This is a genomic window from Chitinophaga sp. (assembly GCF_039596455.1).
Taxonomy (GTDB): domain Bacteria; phylum Bacteroidota; class Bacteroidia; order Chitinophagales; family Chitinophagaceae; genus Chitinophaga.
The window spans coordinates 872,925-891,008 of sequence record NZ_JBCNJR010000001.1 but is presented as its reverse complement, the minus strand read 5'-3'; the positions used below and the strand labels follow the sequence as shown (position 1 = coordinate 891,008).

The window sequence follows — 18,084 nt, the reverse complement described above, 5'->3', positions numbered from 1 at the left end:
GCCGGATTGTTGTTGTAAATTTATGCTCCTAAAGAAAGCTGTACATGCCCAAACCGAACATCAACGACGCGCTCAACTTCCTTTCCAAGTTCACCTTCCGCCGCGGCTGGAACGCCGGAAAGGTGCTGGGCAGCTACTATTGGAGCAAATGGACGAACAAGCCGGTGCAGTGGGGCTTTCCCATCTCCATTTCCTTTGAGCCCACCACCTCCTGCAACCTGCGTTGCCCGGAGTGCCCCAGTGGCCTGAGAGCGTTCACCCGGCCAACAGGCATGCTGCAAAACGACTTTTTCCGCAAAACCATTGATGAGCTGCACCGGGACCTGTTGTACCTCATCTTCTATTTCCAGGGAGAGCCTTATCTTAACCCGGCGTTCCTTGACATGGTGAAGTATGCCTCCGACAAAGGCATTTACACCGCCACTTCTACCAATGCCCACTACCTGACGGACGAGAATGCGCGTAAAACGGTTGAAAGCGGGCTGGACAGGCTCATCATTTCCATAGACGGTACTACGCAAGACGTGTACACACAATACCGCGTGGGCGGCCAGCTGGAAAAAGTACTGGCCGGAGCCCGGAATATTGTGAAATGGAAAAAAGAGCTGAACTCCAAAAAGCCTTTTGTTTTCTTCCAGTTCCTGGTAGTAAAACCCAACGAGCACCAGATAGAAGACGTGAAAAAGCTGGCGGCTGAAATAGGGGTGGACGAAGTGCGTTTCAAAACCGCGCAGGTATATGATTATGAAGAAGGCAACCGCCTTATACCCACTATAGACAAATACTCCCGTTACAAAAAGAACGAAGATGGCAGCTATGCCATCAAGAACAAGCTGGGCAACCACTGCTGGCGGCTTTGGCATTCTCCCGTCATTACCTGGGATGGCCTGGTGGTACCCTGCTGTTTTGACAAAGACGCCCAGCACCGGCTGGGAGACCTGAAGAGCAGCAGCTTCAGCACCTTATGGCATAACGATAATTATGTGCGTTTCCGCAGCCAGATATTAAAAGGGCGCAAGCACATTGATATTTGCGCAAACTGTAGTGAGGGAACAAAAGTGTGGGGTTAAAAAAGACGCGTCAATCCGCGTCTTCCTGTTGCTGCCGGGCCGCTTTTTTGCGGTGGCGCTTGCTGCGGATGTTATTGAACAATTTAATGCCCAGGCGTACGCCAATAAATTCAACAGCCGTCATCAATGCAGAAGTAAGCATTGATTTTGCCGTACCGCTTTTCAAGGCGGTTTTGGCAATACCCCCAACAATGCCCATTACGCCGCTTTTGGAAATGCCGGGCACCACGCTGTTCATGGCCATGGATTTGTAATTGCCTTTCAGATAATCCAGCCTTTCTCCCAACTCGTTTTCAAGCCGGCGCGTTTTTTCCTGCAGGCGCTGGATCTCCACGTCCAGCTGCTCCATATTTTTTACTTTGACTTTAGGCATGAGAAGGTGTGTATGAATAGGTCATCAAGGTATCATTTACGGTTATGGCCAGCCCTTATCCGGCAGCCTGCTGTTTTTCTCTTTCCTCTCTCCGCATTTCCTTCTTTTCTTCCCTGCGCTCTTCCATTTCTTCAATTTCCTCTACCAGCTCTGCCGCCAGTAAATTGGCCAGGGGGCGCTGTATGAGGCTTTTGCGGAAGAGAATGATGATTACGAAAAGGATTACGAAGAAACCTGCCGCACAGGAGAAACCAATGGCAAAACTGTCTGTCATTTCCCCGATCCAGAAGCCAACTACCATTCCCAGGAAAACAATCACAAAGAAGAACAGCAGGAAAGCCATTATCAGCGAAAAGAACAAGCCCAGCGCTTTAGACAGCTTTCCGGCTGCCTGTAATTTGATCAGATCAAGGCGGGTTTCCAGGTAATTCCTGGCCACCTTGCCCGTTTCTGAAAAATAGTTGGAAAAATTATCTTCCATGCAAGTGAGTTTAGTAAGATGCTACAATTACAATGTAACCTTTAAGTTAATTCATTTTCAATAGCATCTTCGAATTGCTGCTTTTTTGCACGGAATTTATCTTTCAACTTGCCCGTTTGATACCTCAGTTTTTCTACCAGCTCGTCTTTTTTGTCTGAATTGAGAAAGTAGCCCACAGCTACGCCTACAGCGGCCCCTACAATAAAAGATACCACGGCTTTTGAACTTCTGCTCATAGTTTAGAGTTTTTAAAATGTGAAAGATTCGGGTTCCAGGGAGTACGGGGTGTTTCCTTCCACTCCGCAATTAAGGTTACAAACTTTGTTCCATAATTGTTCAAATGGCTTGAATAATAAAAAAAACGGCCATATAATTCCCCGTGAGCCTCATTTTCCTGCCCTAATGGCATACTTTGTGATCTTTCAGAAATCACGTAGGTTTGAATTCTCTACCAAATCATCACTATGAGCTACCTTGACAATGAACGCCTCAAACAAATTATTTTCCTGCTGATTCTGGCCTTCCTGGGTATTCTGCTATTCAAGGAGCTGTATGCCTTCTTTCCGGGTTTCCTGGGGGCGGTAACCTTGTATGTGCTTTCGCGCCGGGCCATGTTCAGGCTGGTAGAAGTGCGCAAATGGCGGAAGAACTGGGCGGCAGCGCTTATCATGGTCCTTTCTTTTCTCATCATCCTCCTGCCTATCAGCATGCTGGTAAATATGCTTACGGCCAAGGTGACATATGCCATTACCCACTCTTCGGAACTGATAAAAGGCATTGAGGCCATGAATGCCCGCCTGCAGGAAAGCATGGGTATAGACCTGATGTCTGACGCCCGCCTGCAGAAACTGCAGGAATATATTACCAATGTGCTGCCGGGCTTTGTGGGCGCAACTTTCAACACCCTCACCGCCGTGGCCATCATGTACTTTATTCTTTACTTTATGTTGGTTAACGCCCGGGAAATGGAAGAGGCGCTGTACGAATACATTCCCCTGAAAGATGAGAACGTAGAGCTGCTCGGGAAGGAAATGAAGAACATGGTGATCAGCAACGCCATTGGCATACCGCTCATTGCGCTGATACAAGGCGTTGTTTCCCTGATAGGCTATCTCATTTTTGGCGTGCCGGAGGCTGTTTTCTGGTTTGTGGTAACCTCATTTACTGCCATGCTGCCTATTATCGGCGCGGCGGCCGTATATGTGCCCATGGGCATTTATATGCTGAGCGCCGGAGAAACCTGGCAGGGCATTGCTGTACTGGCTTATGGCTTTGGTGTAGTAGGCACGTCTGACAACCTTTTCCGGATGATGCTGGCCAGGAAGATCGGGGACGTACACCCGCTCATCACCATTTTCGGCGTTATCATCGGCGTTAGCCTGTTCGGCTTCATAGGGTTGATTTTCGGGCCCCTGCTCATCTCTCTTTTCATTGTGCTCATCCGCATCTACTCCAACGAATACCTGGTGAAAAAGCGGGAAGTGAAAATCGTAAAAACCCATCACTCCAAGGAAAAGAAAATGAAGCAACAACCGGGGGAATAATTCCACAATTTGTTGCTCAGCCCTTGTAATAATTATTCTCCGCCATGTACTTCCATACCGTGTCCGGCACCATGTAGCGGACGGATTTGCCTTCCTGTATCCATTTGCGGATGTTGCTGGATGAGATGTCCAGCATGGGGGCGTCTACCACCGTTACCTTGCCGCCGTAAGTGTCTTTCACTTCATGGCCGGGGCGGTTATAGATATAGATCTCATAATTGGCCAGCAACTGCTCATAGTTTTTCCAGCGGGGAATGTTCTGAAAACTGTCACTGCCCATGATCACTACAAACTGCTGGGTAGGGAATTTCTCCGTCATGTACGTGAGGGTGTCTATAGTGAAGGAGGGGCGGGGAAGGGAGAACTCTATGTTGCTCACCCGCAGCCGCGGCTCGTCTTGTACAGCCATTTCCGCCAGGTGAAAGCGGTGGTGTTCGTTAAGCAGGCTGGAAGAGGCTTTCAACGGGTTATGGGGTGATACCACCAGCCATACCTTGTCCAGGTCTGTATGATAGGCCATAAAGCTGGCTATGATCAGGTGCCCGGTATGTATAGGGTTGAAAGAGCCGAAATATAGTCCGATTTTCATGGCGGCAAGATACAAGAAAATGTTACTCCAGCGGTTTGAAATGCTCAAACACCTGTCCGCAATCCTTACAGTAATGGATGGCACGGCAAAGTGTGGAGCCGAAGGGAGAGCGCAGGTAGGTGTTTTCGCTATGGCAGTGAGGGCAGGGGGTTTGCAGTAAAATTTCGGCATAGGCTTCTCCGTTATGCACTTGCGGCGGGGCAATGCCAAAGTTCAGCAGCTTCTCCCGCGCAGCGGGCGTTATGCGGTTGCTGCTCCAGTGTGCAGTCTTGTCTATTTCAACGGTAACAGCGGCTTGCAGTTCTTTTTCCAGCACCGTGGCAATGTTGCGGCGAATGATCTCTACAGCGGGGCACGCGGCAAAAGTGGGTATCATTTTTACCAGTACGGTATCTCCTTCTACTTCCACAGCTGTGATCATGCCCAGGTCAAGCACGTTCAGCACCGGTATCTCCGGGTCCATCACCTGCTCCAGCGCTTTGTATATCTGTTCTTTCTTTACCATATAGCCTCCGGGTCTGTACGAAATACGGCCCCCATCTCATTCAGCAGGGGCTGCAGGTATTCCGTGTGATACCCCCGGCGGCCGCCATAGGCCGGCGTTACATCTTCCATAGCTGGCAGGTTAAGCCCTGCCGGGGAAAGAATATTGTAAATACGGTCCAGCCACTCCTCCTGCAGCGCCTTTTCACCAGGATATACGGCAGTGGCCACCAGTTCCGCTTCTTCTTCCGGTGGCTCAAACAGCCCCAATGCCAGTGGGAAACAACGGTTCAGCGCCGCCTGCATGCGGATGTAACTGTCTTCTCCCGCCCGGCAGAGCTGGGAAACCCAGGCATTGGCGTGCAGGGTGTGATACTTGATCTCTCCTTTCAGCTTGCGGGCCAGCGGTTGCAGGGGCGCAAAAGAACTTTGTTCCAAACGGCCGTACCGTACCGCTTCAGCATGGTCAAACAAAAAATGCCTTACCAGGCTGAAGTCATATTCCCCATTGGGCTGCTCTGCCAGGTGGCAGCAGCGGTAGTCTTTTTCATTGCGCAGAAAGGCAAAACGGTCAGGGTCGCTGCCGTTCAGGTCTTCCTGCAAGATGCGGTACAGCGCCCAAGCATGCCCGATCTTGTCTTGCGCCATGGAAGAAAAAGCAATGTCCTCTTCCATAATCGGCCCCAGGCCCGTCCATTCGGAATTGCGGTGGCCCTGAATCAGGGCATCGTCTGCCATGGCAGTAAGCAGGTTGTTGATAGCACGGTTCATTCCTTTCCTGATTTTTTATACCGGTTGATCTTTTCCATTACCTTGAAGCCGCTGGCATCCCGGTAGGTTTTCTCCAGGTTATTGGCAAACATATCTTCATCTTCCGTGTTGAAGGCCAGTATATCTGCGCTGCGCACCACCCAGAGGTTCACACATTTTTTGCGGCGGCCGAATTGCTCCTTGGCAAACACCAGCGCCAGCTGGGCATTGGGGGCATGCACACAGCCTACATGTTCATGATGGGCGCCCCGTTTTTCCTGGTGAAATACTTCGAACACGTTCCAGTTCTCCCCGTCCCGCACTACTACGGGTTCTCCAGAAACGTTTAGCTGCAGCCGGTTTACCCGTGGGTCTAATGATTGGTTGTTTTCCATGCGGTAATTATTTTTTGCGCGGTACCATTGCCGGTCAGGCGGCAGGTGCGGTTATTTTGTCTCCCGGGTCCATCAGCGCCTTGCGTACCCAGCACCCATGCTCTTCCGCCCACTTGCGCACATCCAGCCGCTCTTTGTTGCAAGGGCCGCCGCCATTGATCACTTTTTTGAACAGCTCCCAGTCAGGGTCAGAAAACTCCCATTTGCCGGTGCTTTCATTCTTATGCAGGGCGGTGTCTGGCAGGGTGAGGCCCAGCTCCCATATTTTGGGCACATAAGCGTCCAGGAACTGGTTGCGCATATCATCGTTGCTGGCCATTTTCACTTTCCACTGCATCAGTTTTTCACTGTGTACCGAACTTTTATCGGGTGGGCCAAAGAAATGCATGATGGGTTGCCACCAGCGGTTGAGGGCATCCTGCAGCATGGTGCGCTGCGCCGGCGTACCGGTAGCCAGTTCTATAAAGGCATCGTGCCCCTGCTTGAGGTGAAAGCTTTCTTCGTAGCAAATGCGCTCCAGGGCCCGGCAATATGGCCCGTAAGAACCTTTGGCGTTGGCCACCTGGTTCACAATAGCCGCGGCGTCTATTAAAAAGCCTATCACTGTTACGTCTGCCCAGGTTTCAGCCGGGTAATTGAATACGTTCGAATATTTGGATTTGCCGCTAAGCAGATCGTTGATCATGGCCTCACGGCTCTTGCCCAGTGTTTCCGCCGCGTTGTACAGCAGTTGCCCGTGGCCTATTTCATCTTGTACCTTGGCTATCAGCGCCAGCTTGCGTTTGAAGCCGGGGGCGCGGGTGATCCACGTGCCTTCCGGCAAGGCGCCGATAATTTCGGAATGAGCGTGCTGTTCTATAAGCCGGATCAGCTGCCGCCGGTATTCCGAAGGCATCCAGTCTCCAGGCTCAATTTTTTCTCCCCGGGCTATGCGGGCTTCAAATGCCGCCAGCTTCTCCGGGTCGTCATGCAACTGCTCGTCCTTTAACTGCCGTTTGTTAGGCTCGTCAAAAATGTATCCACCGCCGTACATGGAACTGATTGTTTTGGTAATACTGTAAATTACGGATTTTTTACGCTTCTGCCCAATTCGGGCGGGGGCGCGCTGATGCGCTATTTCCGGGGGGAATTTCCGAACTTTATGATTGATGTTTTTCCCGCTTTCTTCACTGATTTGTTTGTGCCTCACCGGCACAGATACCACCGCCCGCTCTGCCACCGGGCAGGAAGTGGTGAAAGTGATATTTGTGGAAGACAGCAGGCCGGAAAATGAACGCTCAGACACGCTCTTTTATCACCAGCGGGCTGCGGAAGCGCGTGATTACCGTGGAAAGGCCCGCGCCGGCGGCAAAAGTGAGGCCGTCAGCTTCACCAGCTTTGCGTTTGATGGCGGTACCCGCCGGTTCAGAGATACGCTGGAGATCAGGCTGGTATTGCAGGTATTCTGGGTAAAAAGCGCCTCCTGGACGCGAATTATGCCCCCCAGCTATCACACGCTGGAACATGAGCAGATCCACTTTGACATTACCCGGCTGGTGGCGGAGCGCTTCCGGAAAAAGATCTTGCAGCTCCCGCTAACCATGGAAGACCATGATAGCCGCATCCAGTATGAATACCTGGAATCTTTCCGGGAAATGAACCGCATGCAGGAACAGTTCGATGAGGAAGTGCACAGCGGGCAGAATGCGGCCCGGCAGGCAGAGTGGCGCAACCGTATCAGGCAGGCGCTGCTGGCCGAAGGCGTAAAGCCCGCCGGCCACGGCATATAATAATTCAAATATGAAATCGTTTTTAATATTATGGCTGTTACTGGCTGGCTGTCCGGCCCTGGCGCAGGACAATAACAGATCGCTGTACATCATTAACGGTAAAGTGGCAGACTCTGCAGACATGGCGGGCCTGAACATCAAAAAGATGGATGTGTTGCAGGGAGCCAGGGCGGCAGGCATTATGCATGCCGGCGGTAAACGGATCGTACTGGTTACGCTGGCAGATGATCAGTTTGATGTACAGGGCTTGGTAATCAATGAAAAAGGCCAGCCGCTGCGCCGCGTCAAAATAAGGCCTGATGGCAGGCAAAAAGGCGTAAAAACAAACCGCAAAGGCCGCTTCAGGATGGCCGCGCTCAAAGCCGGCACCACCCTTACCGTTAGCCGCAACGGCTACCGCCGGGAAACCAGGAATATTTTTAAACGCCCGGATGGCGTAATAACCGTTACATTGCAAAAGGATTAAAGCTCCTCAGTACAGAAAAACATAGTCTGACCGTATGAAAAAAAGTTCTGCCGCGCTCCGGTACCTGCTTTGCGCCGCCACAGGAGTGGCGCTCTTTTCCTGTAAAAAGAAGGATGCGCCTGCCGACCCGGGTACGCCTGACACTAACCAGTATGTAAACGACTGGATCTATCAGAACATGAAGTCTGATTACTTCTGGACAGACAAGCTCCCCGCCAGCCCTGACCGCAGCAAAGACCCGGAAACTTTTTTCTATGACCTGCTGAACCGGCCAGACGACCGGTTTTCCTGGATTGTGCCTGATTACAGAACGCTGGTGTCTTCCCTCAACGGCGTAGTCAAGGAAGCCGGCTACAGCGTTACCCTGTTTTTGTTTGGCCAGTCCAAACTGGGCGCGCAAATCCAGTATGTAAAGCGGAACTCTCCCGCGGAGGCGGCAGGGTTGAAGCGGGGCGATGTGTTTTGGGCCATTAACGACAAGGAATATACCTACGCTTCCGGCGCGGACGTAGATGCTTTTCTCAGCGCACTGGAGCAGAACCACACACTGCGCATTTCGAAGATCATTCCTGGCTCAGACGGCCGGGACAGCTCTACCGCTCCCGGCAATCCTATTCAGCTCACCGTGCTGGAGTACGCGGAAAACCCTGTGTACCTGGACTCTGTGTATGAGATCAACGGCAAAAAAATCGGGTACTTCATGTACAACTTCTTTACGCCAGACAAGGGAGATTCTTCTTTTCTGTATGACAACCAGATGGATGCCGTCTTCGGCCGCTTCAAATCCAGAGGCATCACAGATCTCATACTGGACTTGCGTTACAACCCCGGCGGAGACTCGCGCTCCATGCTCAACCTCGGCAGCAACATCATTAAAGGGTTCAGCCCGGGCAAAGTGTTTTACCGGCGGGAGTATAACAAGGCCATCTCAGACCAGCTTGTTAAAGATTACGGAGCAGATTTCCTTGTTGAAAAATTCACTGAAAAGAGCAACAATATCGGCAACCAGCTGCAACACTTTGTAGTGCTCACCAGCGGTACCACCGCCTCTGCCAGCGAGCTGCTGGTCAATGGCCTGCGGCCGTACATGCCGGTATACCTGATAGGGGATACCACTTACGGCAAAAACGTGGGCTCCTGGACCATCTGTGCACGGAACGACCGTCGCAACAGCTGGGGCCTGCAGCCCATCGTTACCAAAGCCTTCAACTCCGAAGGCAAATCGGACTATACTAATGGCTTCCCTCCCCAACAGGTACTGGAAGAAGGTTTCCAGATGGGCGTGCTGGGAGATATCAAAGAGCCTATGCTATATGCGGCGCTTACTCATATATTGGGCACAGCCCCTGCACGCATGGCGCAAAGCGTGGCGCCCGCGCGCAGCACGTTGCAGAAGGTAGGCGCTTCACAGCAGCGGCGGGCATATGCCAACCAGCTGATTGAGCAGAAACCGGGGCAGTGAACATTGAACTCGTAAAAAATTTCACCAAAAAGCGGCTCACGGGCCGCTTTTTTTTATTCATTTAGCGCCTTCAGCACTTCCAGCACGCTTTGCGCGGCCTGGTAAAAAAACCGGGGATTAATGCGGCTGAATTCGTCTGAAGGCTGGTGATAATCAGCGTGATCTTCCACGCCGAAATACAGGAAAGGTATTCTGGCCTTGTGAAACTCATAATGATCACTCTGGCTGGTCCAGTTCTGGCTGCCATCTTTCTCCTGATCATGGCCCAGGGGTAGCTTGATACTACTTTTGGCGGCTGCGGCGGCTATATATTTTTTTAGCTGCGGGTAATGGGCGGTACCGCATACGTACAGCTCGTTTTTGTCATTATGGCTTATCATATCCATGTTCAGGTTGGCCACAATGCGGCCGGACGGTACAGGAGGCCGGGCCACAAAAGCTTTGGCGCCCTGCAGGCCCATTTCCTCTGCGTCGAAAGCCGCAAAAATGAGGTTGTATTTCGGAGGATGGCTTGCATAGTATTTCGCAATGGCCAGCAGCGCGGCCACGCCGGAAGCATTGTCGTCCGCACCGTTGTAAATGCTGTCCCCTGCCGCATTGGGTTTTCCGGTGCCCACATGGTCATAATGCGCAGAAATCACAATAAAACTGTCTACCTGTCCTTTCACATAGCCGTACAGGTTAGTGCCCATAATGCGCTGCTCTTTACGGGTAAAATAAAAAGGCTGTTCAAATGTGTTGCTGAATGTTTGCAGGGGAATTTTCGAAAAGCGGTCAAGGAGGTAGAACTGCGCCATACGGTTGCCGCGGGTACCGGTTTTGCGGCCTTCCATGTTGTTTGCGGAAAGCGTTTGCACATCTTTCATCAATTGAACGGAATCCAGCTGGGCAAACGCAGAAAAGGAAAAGAGGCAGCAAATGGCGCAGAGCAGTTTTTTCATGACGGGCTTTCCCCAAAAATAAGCATTCTGCCTTTAAGCGGTTATTTGAACAGCTGATAAACAATAAGGCTGCAGATGTAAGCCAGCGCCGTCATGTACACCAGCTGGATGACCGGGTATTTCCAGCTTTTGGTTTCCCGCTTTACAATGGCCAGGGTGCTCATGCACTGCATGGCAAAGGCATAAAAGATCATGAGGGAAAGACCGGTGGCCAGGGTGTATACAGGCGTACCGTCTATGCGTGTTGCAGACTCCATTTTTTCACGCAGGGTGGCGTCTGTTTCATCGGCCTCGCCTACACTGTAGAGGGTGGCCATGGTACCAACAAACACTTCGCGGGCTGCAAAGGAGGTAATGAGGGCAATGCCTATTTTCCAGTCAAAGCCCAAAGGCTTCACTACGGGTTCAATGGTGTGGCCCAGTATGCCGGCGTAAGAAGCGCCGAGTTTTTCGGACTGGAACTGTTTGTCCAGTTCCGCCAGTTGTATGCTGTCTGTAGTTTGCGCCTGTAACTGTTCATATTTGGTGTGTACTGCATCCATCTGGCGGGAGGGGCCATAAGAGGCCAGGAACCAGAGTATGATAGAGATTACCATAATCACCTTACCCGCGTCCATCACAAAAATCTTTGCTTTTTCCACCATGGTTGTGCCTACGTTTTTCCAGCGCGGGGCACGGTACACGGGCAGTTCCATAATGAAATAGCTTTTTTCCCTGATCTTCACAAACAGCTTCATCACTGCAGCTATCAGCACGGCCATCACAAAGCCTGCGAGGTACAGGGCCAGCATCACCAGCCCTTGCAGGTTGAGGAAGCCCAGCACGTTTTTGTCAGGAATGACCAGGGCTATCATGATCGTATAAACAGGCAGGCGGGCTGAACAGCTCATGAGCGGCGTGATCATAATGGTGATGAGCCGCTCTTTCCTGTTCTCGATATTGCGCGCCGCCATGATGGCCGGCACGGCACAGGCTACGCCGCTAATGAGCGGCATCACGGATTTTCCATTGAGGCCCACCTGGCGCATAAGCCGGTCTGTAAGAAAGCTGATGCGTGCCATATAGCCGGTATCTTCCAGGATGGTAATGAGGCCGAACAGTATTGCGATCTGCGGAATGAACACGGCAATACCACCCAGGCCGGCAATGATGCCGTTAATGAAAATATCACTGATCTTGTTATCTGGCAGTACTTCCGAGAGCCAGCCGCTGAGGGAGGCAAAGCCCCCGTCTATAAGGTCCATCGGGTAGGAGGCTATCCAGAAAATGCTCTGGAACAGCAGGAAGAGAACTGCCAGCAGAATAGCGTAGCCCCAGAAACGGTGTAACAGTATGTTATCTATTCGCTCTGTTTGCAGCTGTTTTTGCAGAGGGTCAGTCTCTACCACGGTGCCATGCATGATCTGTTTGATACGGGCATAGCGCTGCATGATCTCCTCTCCCTGCACCTTGGTTTTGTTAAACCCGTGCTGTTGCAGCACGCCGCGGATGGCGGCCTGCTTTTCTTTACCAAGAAAGCCCAGTTCGTCATGGTTCACTGCCACGTGCAAGGCAGCATAGTCACTGCTGACGGGAAAAACCCGGTTCACGTCGTCTACAACTGCGGGCGCCAGAGCATGGTTCTCGATAAAATCACGGGCGGGCGCACCAAATTTCTCCTGAGCAATCAGCTCTATGTTCTTTTTCAGCGCGGGAAGGCCCTTGTTCTTGCGGGGGTTGATGGCCACTACAGGCACGCCCAGTTCGCGCTCCAGACCGGCAAGGTCTATTTCCACACCTTTCTTCTTGGCCAGGTCCATCATGGTAAGGCCGATGATCACGGGCATTTTCAGGTCTATGATCTGGGAGCAGAAAAGCAGGTTGCGTTTGAGGTTGGAGGCGTCGGCAATGATCAGCACCATGTCTGGCCGGTCTGCGCCGGAGGGGTTCAGGAGCACATCATAGGTCACAAATTCGTCAGCACTTTTAGGATACAGGCTGTAGGTACCGGGCAGGTCAATGATATTGGCTTCCAGTTGGGGGGATATTCGGGCGGTACCGGTTTTTTTGTCTACCGTTACACCCGGAAAGTTGCTTACTTTCTGGTTTAAACCCGTGAGCGCATTAAAAAGAGAGCTTTTACCACTGTTCGGATTGCCTACCAGTGCTATATTAATTGGTACCTTCATCCTTATCTGATCTCCTGAATTTTTGAATATGCAAAACTAGCAATAATAAGGGTACGGGAATGATCGGATCGGGAAAATTAAGTTGCAACATGAAAAAGACCGCGGTGGAGACCGCGGCCTGATAATACATTGAAACTAAACTTATTGTGACGATTTATTGCGCTATGTTGCTAAAGGTGCTTTCAAAGAGGAAAGAGGCCAGGCGCACTGCAGTAGTGCTGCCGCTTTGTTTTTTCTCTTTTTCGGAGCTGTCTTCTACCGGGGTACTGGCCGGCTGCTCCGGGCCTTTGTAGCGGTAATGCTGGTGCAGGGAGTCTTGCTGCGATTTTTGCTGCTGCTCTTCCTGCGGCACTTTTCTTTCCCAGCCGTCTTCATTCATTTTCACGTCAATCTGGTCATTATTGTCCCATTCATTGTCCCTGTCATCCCACCACTCGTTACGCCAGTTGCGCCTGAAGTGGAAGTGGTTCCGGGCTTCGCGGTCTACCACAATGCTTTTGCCTACAGGCACCAGCACGGTAATTTCGATGCGCTGGTTGCGGTAGAGGGAATTGCGGGGTATGGAGAAACCGGAGGGGATGAACAGTACGGAATCCTGCTGCTGAAGGTGGTACTGTATCTGGCGGGCCAGCGTTTTGGCCTGTGCCACCGTTCTGCCCCTGGAGCTTTTTTCTATGCGCACGGCAAAGCTGTCTGTAGGGCTTCTCCTGATGTCAAGGCTGATATCGCCAATAATGGCCGTATCATCTACCACGCGGAGGTGACCGTCAAAAATATTCAGGTCGTCCATCTCAAAAAGGTCTTCAGCCTTGCGGATCACCAGTTTGCCGGAAGTAGGCTGGGTGATCCGGAAGTCATCATGTTCAGATATGCGGCCAGCGCTGAAATCGCGGGTAACAGACACTGCCAGCCAAACGCTGAATATTACGCCCAGCAACCAGAGGAAGCCCAGGGTGTACCCTGCGTATTTATTGGTTTGGCGGATGCCTACCATTTTCCTGACCAGGAACATGATAAGCGCGAGGATGGGAATACCTATCACCAGGGTGAGCGCAGGCCAGAACAGCATGCTTTGGGTACCGGCGTCAAAAACCAGGTCTTTGATCGGGAAAAGGGCCGCGGAAAAGATAGCGGCCACAATAAGGCCTACCACCGATATAAAAAGCAGTACTACTGCAAGGAACACAAAAAAGCCTTTTGCAATGAATGCGATGGCATTGGCCAGTCCCCTGAAGAAGCTTTCTATCGCAGATCCGGCATCTTTACCGAACTGTTTCCCGCGGCCCTCTGAAAAATTTTTTACATCGTCTCCCATCTTTTCCATCCTGGAACGAAAGGAATTCATTTCCTCCTGAACCGTTGCTTTAATATTGTTCAGGTCTACGCGCTCCCCCCGCATTTCCAGTTTTTCCGCGGCAGTAGAAGCTTCAGGCGTAGCAAACCAGAGAATGAAGTAGAGCAGGATGCCGCCGCCCCAGAGGCCAATGGCCATGATGGCAAAGAGAATGCGGAACACCACCGGGTCTACATTAAAATATGCGCCCAGGCCGCTACATACGCCGCCAAGCACTTTATTATCACCGTCACGGTAAAAACGTTTGCGGGGGCGGATGTACCTGGCGTAACTTTCCGCACCGGAAGGCTCGCTCTTGCCAGTGTTGCTGTTCAGCGGCTCGTCTTCAAACTGCTCAGGCGTACCCATGGAAGTTTTGATAGCCAGCACGTCTTCATCGGTTATGCAATGCGCGCCCTTGCGGATCTTGTCCTGGAAAACTTCGGCAATACGGCTCTCTATGTCACCCACTATTTCTTCCGCGCCTTCCTCCTGCGAAAAATACCGCTTCAGGCTGTCAAGGTACTGCCGCAGTATCTCGTAGGCGCTGTCCTCAATAGGGATCAGGCGACTGGACAGGTTTATGTTGATAATCTTTTTCATCTTCTAATACTGATTTAGGTTTTAGGTTACCGGATGGCTTTATTGGATGGTATTGTTTTGTTGGGTGAGCTGGTGTACGGCGTTGGCCAGTTCGTTCCAGGTAGCTTCCAGGTCCAGGTAAAAGGCTTCTCCCTTCTCTGTCATGGAAAAATATTTGCGCGGGGGCCCTGAACTGCTCTCCACCCAGCGGTAAGTAAGCAGTTCCGCGTTTTTCAGGCGTGTCAGCAGGGGGTATAATGTCCCTTCCAGGATGTCCAGCTTTGCTTCTTTCATTTTTTCAATAATGTCTGAAGGGTAAGCCTCGCCTTGCTTGATGATAGAAAGGATGCAAAACTCAAGCACCCCCTTCCTCATCTGTGATTGCGTGTTATCTATATTCATGGCAAGTGAGCTTTAAAAAAATCTTTTTATAACAGTTGATGACCATTTTATCATCTTCACAACTCAAAGGTAGAGAAAATTTACTACTATGCAATACACAATACCAAACAATGCAAAATAACTTGCTTTGAACATTACCGTCAATTCTTGTTATTGTATTGAATTTTAACCAGTTATCAGTCTTTTGAGCTGAAACGCTTGTTTTTAAATTGTGATGAGCGGTAACAGGAGAGGATGAGCAAGGCAAACAGCTGTAACTGACAGGTTTATAATGTGATGTGAAGCGATTTAACATTTTTTTGACGTAGTGAAATATGATTTTTTGCGTCCCGTAGTTATTTTTGCTTGAGAAAAAATTTGGATATTGCAGACCGGATGAAAAAGTTACTCAGTATATTCCTCTTGAGCCTGATGTGTATTCAGGTACTTCCTATAAAGGAAGTAGGGAAATTACTGTTTAACAACCAGATCGTAGAGGAGCATGTTGACGGGTGTTCATCATCGTCGAAGGGCGCCAAGCTTTCCAATGGTGATATCAACTGTCACCGTTATTCCGATTACGAAACGGAAATGAACCCGGACCTGTTTCTGACCAACTTCTCCTATGGCTACCGCGAAGACATTCCGGCCAGCCCCATACAGGAAATACAGACCCCGCCTCCCAATAACCGTCTTGGTTAATAACTGCTGCGCAGCTGCTTGCGGTAGCTGACGCGTTCCCGATTTTACTTTTTTATTCTACATCAGCATTACGCACTGGGTTTCTGCTATTGCAGCGGATTTGCGCCATGCGGCATTCCTGAAAGGATGCTGCGGATGCGCTGGTCCCGGCACTTTGGCAATATGCATCATGACTGCTGCATTCCCCGTCTGTAATCATAAACTATCGTTCATTATGAACAAGCAAACTTCTATATTTTCAAATATCAAGGGAGACCTTTCTGCCGGCCTTGTAGTGTTCCTGATTGCGGTACCGCTATGCCTGGGTATCGCATTGGCCTCCGGCGCACCCCTGTTTTCCGGAATGATTGCCGGTATTGTGGGCGGTATTGTAATTGGCTCGTTAAGCGGCTCAAACCTGAGTGTGAGCGGCCCGGCCGCAGGCCTGACAGCCATTGTACTGTCTGCCGTTACTTCTCTTGGCGCTTTTGAAACGTTTTTGCTGGCCGTAGTGCTGGCGGGGGCAATACAATTGGTGCTGGGACTGGTAAGGGCCGGTTCTGTAGCCAACTACTTTCCGTCTAACGTAATCACTGGCATGCTCACGGCCATTGGCCTTATCATTATTCTCAAACAGATACCGCACGCTTTCGGGTATGATGCGGACGCTGAAGGAGATTTTGCATTTATTCAGACAGACGGCGAGAATACCTTCTCTGCCTTGCTGAGCATGCTGAACCATATTCACCTGGGGGCAGTTATTATCACTATTATTTCTATTCTCATTCTGCTGTACTGGGCTAAAATACCCAAGTTGAAAGCTGTTCCGGCGCCACTGGTGGCCGTATTGCTGGGTGTAGGACTGAACCAGCTTTTCCTGGCCATGGGCTCCCCGCTGGGGCTTGAGCAAAGCCATCTGGTAACCTTGCCGGTAGCGGATTCATTTGGAGACTTTCTCGGCCAGTTCACCATTCCGGATTTCAGCCAGCTGGCCAACGGCAACGTGTGGACGGTGGCTGCTACCATTGCCATTGTAGCGTCTATTGAAACATTGCTGAACCTGGAGGCAACAGACAAGCTGGACCCGTTGAAACGCTATTCTCCCCCGAACAGGGAACTGAAAGCGCAGGGTATCGGCAACATGGTCAGCGGCCTTATAGGTGGCATTCCCATCACATCAGTTATTGTACGCTCTTCCGCCAACATTAACGCCGGCGGGCGTACCAAGCTGGCCGCTATTAGCCACGGCCTTTTGCTGCTGGTATGCGCAGCGCTTATACCCGGCCTGCTGAACATGATTCCGCTGGCCACACTGGCCGCTGTGCTGCTGGTGACCGGTTATAAGCTGTGTAAACCCACGGTGTTCAAACAAATGTTCGCCAAAGGCAAATACCAGTGGATACCTTTTGTGGTAACCGTTGCCGTTATTGTTTTCACTGACCTGCTCATTGGCGTAGGCGTAGGCCTGGCCACCAGTGTACTCTTCATTATGTGGGGTAACATGAAAAGCCCTTATTTCTTTCACCGTGAAAAGTACCGTACGGGAGACCTGATCAAACTTGAACTGTCACAGGAAGTATCCTTCCTGAATAAAGCCAACATCCTGCTCACGCTTGACCGCCTGCCGGAAAACAGCACCATCGAAATTGACGCCGCCAAAACAGTCTATATAGACCAGGATGTATTGGACATTATCCGCGAATTTTCGCAGATCAAGGCCCCGCAAAAGAACATAAAAGTTGTGCTCAGAGGATTCAAAGAAGCATACAAGATCAATAACACGGAGCATGTCTTTCTGGAAACGCAGGAAAAAGAGAAGCCGGTAAGTGTTGTCAGCAACGGCACACATAAGGAACTGCTGAAGGAACTGACCATGAATTAAATCACCATCTAAACTGAAAGAAACATGAAAGCACATAATAAATATACCCAGTCAAACCTCACACCTGAAAGCGCGCTGGAACTGCTGCGCGAGGGTAACGAACGTTTTATAGGCAATCTCCGTGCAGACCGCAACCTGCTGCAGCAGGTAAACGAGACCAGGGCCGGCCAGTGGCCTTTTGCCGCCATTGTGAGCTGCATGGACTCCCGCACTTCCGCAGAACTTATTTTTGACCAGGGGTTGGGAGATATTTTCAGCATCCGACTGGCCGGGGCCGTTATTTCAGATAACGTACTGGGCAGCCTGGAATACGCCTGTAAGGTAGCCGGCTCAAAAGTGATTGTAGTGCTCAACCATACGCATTGCGGGGCCATCAAAGGCGCGTGTGATCATGTGGAAATGGGCAACCTCACCGGTTTGCTGGGCAAAATACGGCCCGCCATTTTCCAGGAAAAAACCGTGAAAGAGAACCGCACGTCTTCCAACCACGAGTTTGTGGACGCGGTTACCTATATACACACAGAACGTTCCGTACAGGCCATTATGGAACAGAGTGTGATCCTTGCTGAAATGATCGAGAAGGGAGAGGTAGGCATTATTGGTGCCGTGTATGATGTAGAAACGGGCACTGTTACGTTCCTTGAGCATACCAGGCGGACCGGACAGCCGCTTGAGGAGGCTGAGGCAAAATCAGCGTAAGATGCCTGTATAAACCAAAAACCGGAAGAGCAGTC

General features: G+C 50.9%; 20 protein-coding genes. 8 read left to right on the top strand and 12 right to left on the bottom strand.

Features of this window, described 5'->3' with window-relative positions; all coding sequences use genetic code 11:
• Nucleotides 1–44: 44 nt before the first annotated feature.
• Complete coding sequence (locus ABDW36_RS03635) at nucleotides 45–1,070, top strand: SPASM domain-containing protein (RefSeq protein WP_343700514.1); 1,026 nt, start codon at nucleotides 45–47, stop codon at nucleotides 1,068–1,070.
• Nucleotides 1,071–1,080: 10 nt separating this feature from the next.
• Here the strand turns inward: ABDW36_RS03635 and ABDW36_RS03630 are convergent, their stop codons facing one another.
• The 3 genes from ABDW36_RS03630 to ABDW36_RS03620 are packed head-to-tail and all read right to left on the bottom strand — an operon-like array spanning nucleotide 1,081 to nucleotide 2,160.
• Complete coding sequence (locus ABDW36_RS03630; RefSeq protein ID WP_343700513.1) at nucleotides 1,081–1,443, bottom strand: hypothetical protein; 363 nt, start codon at nucleotides 1,441–1,443, stop codon at nucleotides 1,081–1,083.
• Between the two features lie 55 nt (nucleotides 1,444–1,498).
• Entirely contained in the window at nucleotides 1,499–1,924 is a 426-nt protein-coding gene (locus tag ABDW36_RS03625) for a hypothetical protein (protein ID WP_343700512.1), read from the bottom strand.
• Between the two features lie 41 nt (nucleotides 1,925–1,965).
• Nucleotides 1,966–2,160 carry a YtxH domain-containing protein gene (locus tag ABDW36_RS03620; RefSeq protein WP_119077728.1) on the bottom strand — a complete coding sequence of 65 codons (195 nt, stop codon included), beginning with the start codon at nucleotides 2,158–2,160 and terminating at the stop codon, nucleotides 1,966–1,968.
• 228 nt (nucleotides 2,161–2,388) lie between these two features.
• Here ABDW36_RS03620 and ABDW36_RS03615 point away from each other — a divergent pair, with 228 nt between their 5' ends.
• On the top strand, nucleotides 2,389–3,468 hold the full coding sequence (locus ABDW36_RS03615) for an AI-2E family transporter (RefSeq protein ID WP_343700511.1): 1,080 nt from the start codon (nucleotides 2,389–2,391) through the stop codon (nucleotides 3,466–3,468).
• A gap of 16 nt (nucleotides 3,469–3,484) precedes the next feature.
• Here the strand turns inward: ABDW36_RS03615 and nadD are convergent, their stop codons facing one another.
• From nadD to paaA, 5 genes are read right to left on the bottom strand one after another with little or no spacing between them, the layout of a single operon-like run.
• Entirely contained in the window at nucleotides 3,485–4,057 is a 573-nt protein-coding gene (gene nadD, locus ABDW36_RS03610; RefSeq protein WP_343700510.1) for a nicotinate (nicotinamide) nucleotide adenylyltransferase, read from the bottom strand.
• A 22-nt stretch (nucleotides 4,058–4,079) separates the two neighbouring features.
• Nucleotides 4,080–4,562, bottom strand: a complete 483-nt coding sequence (gene paaD, locus ABDW36_RS03605) for a 1,2-phenylacetyl-CoA epoxidase subunit PaaD (RefSeq protein ID WP_343700509.1) — start codon at nucleotides 4,560–4,562, stop codon at nucleotides 4,080–4,082.
• Nucleotides 4,556–5,311: a 1,2-phenylacetyl-CoA epoxidase subunit PaaC gene (gene paaC, locus ABDW36_RS03600; protein WP_343700508.1), complete on the bottom strand. Its 756-nt coding sequence runs from the start codon at nucleotides 5,309–5,311 to the stop codon at nucleotides 4,556–4,558. The genes paaD and paaC overlap by 7 nt, the downstream gene beginning before the upstream one ends.
• A complete protein-coding gene (locus ABDW36_RS03595) occupies nucleotides 5,308–5,685 on the bottom strand; it encodes a hypothetical protein (RefSeq protein ID WP_343700507.1) in 378 nt (125 codons plus the stop codon). The genes paaC and ABDW36_RS03595 overlap by 4 nt, the downstream gene beginning before the upstream one ends.
• A 34-nt stretch (nucleotides 5,686–5,719) precedes the next feature.
• Nucleotides 5,720–6,718 carry a 1,2-phenylacetyl-CoA epoxidase subunit PaaA gene (gene paaA, locus ABDW36_RS03590; RefSeq protein ID WP_343700506.1) on the bottom strand — a complete coding sequence of 333 codons (999 nt, stop codon included), beginning with the start codon at nucleotides 6,716–6,718 and terminating at the stop codon, nucleotides 5,720–5,722.
• Between the two features lie 115 nt (nucleotides 6,719–6,833).
• Here paaA and ABDW36_RS03585 point away from each other — a divergent pair, with 115 nt between their 5' ends.
• Genes ABDW36_RS03585 through ABDW36_RS03575 form a run of 3 tightly spaced genes read left to right on the top strand, consistent with a single transcriptional unit; the run spans nucleotide 6,834 to nucleotide 9,382 of the window.
• The gene (locus ABDW36_RS03585; protein ID WP_343700505.1) at nucleotides 6,834–7,454 is read left to right on the top strand and encodes a hypothetical protein; all 621 of its coding nucleotides are present in this window, start codon (nucleotides 6,834–6,836) and stop codon (nucleotides 7,452–7,454) included.
• A 10-nt stretch (nucleotides 7,455–7,464) separates the two neighbouring features.
• Nucleotides 7,465–7,920, top strand: a complete 456-nt coding sequence (locus ABDW36_RS03580) for a carboxypeptidase-like regulatory domain-containing protein (protein ID WP_343700504.1) — start codon at nucleotides 7,465–7,467, stop codon at nucleotides 7,918–7,920.
• A 34-nt stretch (nucleotides 7,921–7,954) separates the two neighbouring features.
• Nucleotides 7,955–9,382 carry a S41 family peptidase gene (locus ABDW36_RS03575; protein ID WP_343700503.1) on the top strand — a complete coding sequence of 476 codons (1,428 nt, stop codon included), beginning with the start codon at nucleotides 7,955–7,957 and terminating at the stop codon, nucleotides 9,380–9,382.
• A 53-nt stretch (nucleotides 9,383–9,435) separates the two neighbouring features.
• On the opposite strand, the gene ABDW36_RS03570 is transcribed toward ABDW36_RS03575, so the two are convergent.
• The 4 genes from ABDW36_RS03570 to ABDW36_RS03555 all read right to left on the bottom strand — a co-directional run bounded on the left by ABDW36_RS03570 (nucleotide 9,436) and on the right by ABDW36_RS03555 (nucleotide 14,808).
• Nucleotides 9,436–10,323: a M20/M25/M40 family metallo-hydrolase gene (locus tag ABDW36_RS03570; RefSeq protein ID WP_343700502.1), complete on the bottom strand. Its 888-nt coding sequence runs from the start codon at nucleotides 10,321–10,323 to the stop codon at nucleotides 9,436–9,438.
• Between the two features lie 41 nt (nucleotides 10,324–10,364).
• A complete protein-coding gene (gene feoB / locus ABDW36_RS03565) occupies nucleotides 10,365–12,491 on the bottom strand; it encodes a ferrous iron transport protein B (RefSeq protein ID WP_343700501.1) in 2,127 nt (708 codons plus the stop codon).
• Between the two features lie 154 nt (nucleotides 12,492–12,645).
• Nucleotides 12,646–14,427 (bottom strand): PspC domain-containing protein, encoded by a 1,782-nt coding sequence (locus ABDW36_RS03560; RefSeq protein WP_343700500.1) that lies wholly within the window; start codon nucleotides 14,425–14,427, stop codon nucleotides 12,646–12,648.
• A gap of 39 nt (nucleotides 14,428–14,466) precedes the next feature.
• Complete coding sequence (locus ABDW36_RS03555; RefSeq protein ID WP_119077741.1) at nucleotides 14,467–14,808, bottom strand: PadR family transcriptional regulator; 342 nt, start codon at nucleotides 14,806–14,808, stop codon at nucleotides 14,467–14,469.
• A 411-nt stretch (nucleotides 14,809–15,219) separates the two neighbouring features.
• On the opposite strand from ABDW36_RS03555, the gene ABDW36_RS03550 reads away from it, so the two are divergent.
• The 3 genes from ABDW36_RS03550 (at nucleotide 15,220) to ABDW36_RS03540 (ending at nucleotide 18,049) form a co-directional block, all read left to right on the top strand.
• On the top strand, nucleotides 15,220–15,489 hold the full coding sequence (locus ABDW36_RS03550; RefSeq protein ID WP_343700499.1) for a hypothetical protein: 270 nt from the start codon (nucleotides 15,220–15,222) through the stop codon (nucleotides 15,487–15,489).
• A gap of 214 nt (nucleotides 15,490–15,703) precedes the next feature.
• Nucleotides 15,704–17,350: a SulP family inorganic anion transporter gene (locus tag ABDW36_RS03545; protein WP_343700498.1), complete on the top strand. Its 1,647-nt coding sequence runs from the start codon at nucleotides 15,704–15,706 to the stop codon at nucleotides 17,348–17,350.
• 24 nt (nucleotides 17,351–17,374) lie between these two features.
• Nucleotides 17,375–18,049, top strand: a complete 675-nt coding sequence (locus tag ABDW36_RS03540) for a carbonic anhydrase family protein (protein ID WP_343700497.1) — start codon at nucleotides 17,375–17,377, stop codon at nucleotides 18,047–18,049.
• Nucleotides 18,050–18,084: the final 35 nt, after the last annotated feature.